The organism is Psychromonas aquatilis, assembly GCF_038155185.1.
In the GTDB taxonomy this organism is placed as follows: Bacteria; Pseudomonadota; Gammaproteobacteria; order Enterobacterales; family Psychromonadaceae; genus Psychromonas; species Psychromonas aquatilis.
In genome coordinates, this window is the sequence record NZ_JBAKAZ010000111.1 from 1 (window position 1) to 4,195 (window position 4,195).

The following is a 4,195-nucleotide window of genomic DNA, read 5'->3' on the forward strand; positions in this document are numbered from 1 at the left end:
ACCGCCTGTTACCATGGAATTTCAAAAAATAGGTGTGGTTTGCTAGACGCTTACACTCCTACAGCAAAAAATGACTAAAAAACGAGCTCCTGTAATGAATCCTAAGCGTTTTTAATATGCTAGGTAATGCATTTTTAACCCGAAAATCGGGCTTAAAATCTCAAAAAAGAGTTATTCTACAACCTCAACGCTTTGCTAAGCTGCTAAAAATGGCTGGCTATAATAGCGAGGTACGAGCACAGCCAGCTGTTTGTGTCCGTTTAAGCAACTGTTATGCGCCTTTTGTTAAAATTGCAACAATATAACCAGCAATGCCGGCACCAATTATTTTTCCCCACTCAATACAAGCAGTATAGAATTTACGATAAATTTTACGTCTATTTCTAATGTCTCTGAAAAGTAACCAATTCATTCTTAGTTTGTCTCTAAATGATGACTTAAAACTATGAGCACCATAAATACTCGAACATCGAATATAGAATAAATAATTAGCTATGCAGCTTTTAATTAACTTCTCATTAACACTGTCGGGAGAAAGACTAGAGTGCAAAATAATATTATCTTCTGTTCGAGAATATCGTTCAGATTTGTACGGATAAATGATAAATGCAACGGAACCAGTACTTCCAAATGAAGCTACAAGTGCAGAACCTTTTTCTATTTCACAAGTAACACTTTCCATCTCAGCTGTTTTGACTTTTTCAATAACGCCTGTTTTGTTTGCACCAGAAGATAGTTGTACTGTAACTTCATTTTCTGTCGCATCATTAACCGCGCAGTAAAGGCTAAATGGGTATTTATTTGACCTCGCTTCAAGTATTACTTTACTGAATTCAGATTCAATAAGATCTTGCGTTACGTGGCTCCAATTTATTCTAGATCTGGACAAGTCAAAGCTACTTGAATCTAGTTTCTGTATTTCTTTATCAAAACGTTTCAAAGTGAAATACCTCTTTGGCGCATAGCGCCGCACTAAGCGGACTAAAATAGTGGGTTATAATGTGTAGCGAAGCGAAACCTAACCCACTGTTTTAATTCCGTTTAAGTGCCTTGTTAGCTATTATCTTCGATGCAAAAGCTAGCTTTATAAATATTATTTGCCACTAAATAGAATGCTAAGGATGCAAGCCAAACCATAAAGTATGAAAATTGATTGCTTAACGTTATAAGCATAGAAAACTCACCGCCGTATACTGTTCCAGAAGTAAGGTTTGCTACAGTTATACCTTTATATAGCATAATGATCGAAGTTAATAATAAAAATATAATTGATGTTTTATAAATAATAGAAATTTTCTCTGACATTGTATTTCCTTTACGTAGATAGCTAACGCCGCGCTAAACGGACTAAAGCAGTGGGTTATAATGTGTAGCGCAGCGAAACTAACCCACTGTTTTAGTTCCGTTTTAAGCGCCTTGTTAGCAGTTTGTTACGACAGCAATAAGAATTTCCGCAAGTCACGCTCTTGTCTCATGACGTGTAAAATAAAAACCTTATCAGTCTCTACTTTATAAAATATGCGACATGGGTTAACGACAACCTCCCGATAGTTAAGATTACTTAACTCTATCGGTTTCTTACCTGATTCAGGGAAATCTTCAAGTCGCTCAACTTTTTCGAATATTTTAGCTACTAACTTTTTAGCTGACACCATGTTACTCAAAGCAATATATTCAGCTATATCATTCAGATCCTCGAGTGCAGGGTTTGTCCAAATTATTTCAGCCATTTATTCATTTTCTCTTTAGCTTCAACATTAGACATTGTATCTCCGCGACTTATTGCCTGCTCACCTTTAGCAAGAGCCTCAAGAATTTGCATACGTTTTTGCATAAATTCGAAATCATCAACATCTACAAGGTATGCAGAAGGCTGTCCATGCTCAGTAATCAAGATTGGCTCTTTAGAAGAGTGAAGTTCAGATAATATTTTCGTTGCTTGACGCTTCAGTGTTGTTACTAGTTCTACTCTCATAATACCCCCTTTCAAATGTATCACTATAGTAGCACTCTGCGACCACTTTGGGAAATACAGATAACGCTCGCATAAGCTGCGGAGCATGTTGGACGCTTTTTTGCGTCATTTTCTTTTAAGCAAAAAATCGAACAATGTGTGACGTCAGATTTAATGCGCTTGTTAACTGTCTGTTTGTGTAGTACTCATTGATAAATTGAACTCTTGAATATGAGCAACTTTATGAGGTACTTCTCTTTTACTGCTCCATAGGCTTCTAGCTGAGTCATATAGGAAGAATACAAATTTATGATAGTCATCCATGAATTCTTTTAAAGTAGGCCTATCTCCACCAGACACACGACGGATCTCTACATGAGAAGTGTTGTTACGAACATCTCTGAATTTTTTACCAAAGTCTTCTGGAACTTGTTCTTGATAATATGCAATGTCGTTGGCCCAGCTCGGAGCTCGACCACCTTCTATTAAATTGCACATATTACGCATAAGTTTTTCAACTTCAAAAGTGAAAAGTTTATCCAATTTAGAGTAATGAATATTTTGAGTATCTCCTTTATCGCGTTTAAAGCAGGCAACATAAAATTCATAAAGGTGAGTTAAAAATGCAGAATAGTTTTTATAGAGGGACTCTAATATCTCATAATCTTCTTTACCTAAAATATTAGATTCAGCAAGCAGAAAAAACTCATCAAAAGCCTTCTCACACAAAGTAAACTCATGGTACATGGCGTCAACAAAATGTTGCGCATCTTCAGTGCCCTGTTCAATTTTCACAACTCTCTCCTAAAGACAGTTAACGCCCTAATAACAGGCAAAATGCGGTTGGCTAAAATTTGAGGAACGAAAATAGCCAGCCGTATTTTGTCCTTGTTGATTAGCTTATAGTCCGACCAAGCCATTTAATTTAATAGATTCATTCATTATTATATTAAATGGAACATGCTTCTGTTGGTTACGAATATTGAATTGCTAAACATACAATGTTTTTAACAAGACGTTCGAACCAACAGAACAACTCGCTTCAAAACGCATACTCAGGGATCGCCTACCACGACTATCTATAAGACCTGCGAGAAACGAGCCTTAAGCACATTCCAACATTTACTTTACGTGGAGGAGCTTCAAAATGAAAGGATATAATGTTGATAATTTTGCTGTTTTAATAGGAATCGATTGGGCTGATAAGAAGCATGATATATGCGAACATCCCAATCATACTGAAATATATAATTACTCCATCATTAAACATAAACCTCAAGCATTACATGACTGGGCAATGGAGCTCAAACAACGCTATCCAGAGCAAAAAATCGCTATCGTTTGTGAACTCAAAAAAGGCCCTCTCATTTATGCATTAGCTAAATATGAACACCTGACTTTATTTACCATAAATCCTTCAACCGTAGCAAAATATTGTAAAGCATTCACGCCAAGTGGTGCAAAGGACGACCCTTCTGATGCATTAATACAGGTCGAAATTCTGACGTTACACATGGATAAACTCTCTGTTATTGAGCCTGAGTCAGCAGCAATACGATCACTCTCTCAACTCGTTGAATATCGCCGAGGCTTGGTGCAAAACAGTGTTGATTTATCCAATAAAATAACCGCGACATTAAAGAATTATTATCCACAAGCTCTTGAATGGTTTAAAGAAAAAGACACCATCATATTTTGTAATTTTATTCTAAAATGGCCGTCATTAGGTAAAGCTAAGAGAGCCAGAAAACAAACATTATTAGACTTTTTTAATGCACATAACTCACGTTATGTAGACGTTAACAACAAGCGGATCCTCGGTATAAAAAATGCAATGCCATTAACCGAAGATAAAGGAGTGATAGAGCCTAACCAAATGTTAGTTGAAGTGTTAGTTAGCCAATTCAAAGTATTATTACAAGGTATTGAGCAACTTGATAAAGCAATTAAAGGGGCTTACAAAGCGCAAGCAGATAAAAATATATTTGATAGTTTACCTGGAGCAGGCCCACAACTTGCTCCTCGTTTATTAGTCGCTTTTGGCAGTAATAGATTGCGTTATCATGATGCATCAGAGCTACAAAAATATGCAGGTATAGCGCCTGTTATTGAACGTAGTGGCAAGAAAATGTGGACACATTGGCGGTATAGTTGTCCTACTTTTTTAAGACAAACATTTGTTGAGTGGGCTGGTTTTTCGGTTCGTTATTCATTCTGGGCAAAGGCTTATTATGAGCAACA

The 4,195-nt window shown here is 36.5% G+C and carries 6 protein-coding genes; 1 reads left to right on the plus strand and 5 read right to left on the minus strand.

Annotation, left to right across the window (positions count from 1 at the left end):
• Positions 1 to 271 precede the first annotated feature (271 nt).
• The 5 genes from V6256_RS14985 to V6256_RS15005 form a co-directional block, all read right to left on the minus strand.
• Entirely contained in the window at positions 272 to 940 is a 669-nt protein-coding gene (locus V6256_RS14985) for a hypothetical protein (RefSeq protein WP_341599076.1), read from the minus strand.
• A gap of 113 nt (positions 941 to 1,053) precedes the next feature.
• On the minus strand, positions 1,054 to 1,305 hold the full coding sequence (locus V6256_RS14990; RefSeq protein WP_165724911.1) for a hypothetical protein: 252 nt from the start codon (positions 1,303 to 1,305) through the stop codon (positions 1,054 to 1,056).
• 125 nt (positions 1,306 to 1,430) lie between these two features.
• Complete coding sequence (locus V6256_RS14995) at positions 1,431 to 1,730, minus strand: type II toxin-antitoxin system RelE/ParE family toxin (RefSeq protein ID WP_341599077.1); 300 nt, start codon at positions 1,728 to 1,730, stop codon at positions 1,431 to 1,433.
• Complete coding sequence (locus V6256_RS15000) at positions 1,718 to 1,975, minus strand: type II toxin-antitoxin system Phd/YefM family antitoxin (RefSeq protein WP_341599078.1); 258 nt, start codon at positions 1,973 to 1,975, stop codon at positions 1,718 to 1,720. Before V6256_RS15000 ends, V6256_RS14995 begins: the two co-directional genes overlap by 13 nt.
• A 162-nt stretch (positions 1,976 to 2,137) precedes the next feature.
• Entirely contained in the window at positions 2,138 to 2,749 is a 612-nt protein-coding gene (locus V6256_RS15005; RefSeq protein ID WP_341599079.1) for a hypothetical protein, read from the minus strand.
• 352 nt (positions 2,750 to 3,101) lie between these two features.
• Here V6256_RS15005 and V6256_RS15010 point away from each other — a divergent pair.
• The coding region (locus tag V6256_RS15010) for an IS110 family transposase (protein WP_341599080.1) at positions 3,102 to 4,195 on the plus strand (1,094 nt) is incomplete at its 3' end.

Coding starts and splice junctions, on each gene's coding strand:
- V6256_RS14990 (WP_165724911.1), bottom strand. CDS start 1,305: ATGTCAGAGAAAATTTCTATTATTTATAAAACATCAATTATATTTTTA.
- V6256_RS14995 (WP_341599077.1), bottom strand. CDS start 1,730: ATGGCTGAAATAATTTGGACAAACCCTGCACTCGAGGATCTGAATGAT.
- V6256_RS15000 (WP_341599078.1), bottom strand. CDS start 1,975: ATGAGAGTAGAACTAGTAACAACACTGAAGCGTCAAGCAACGAAAATA.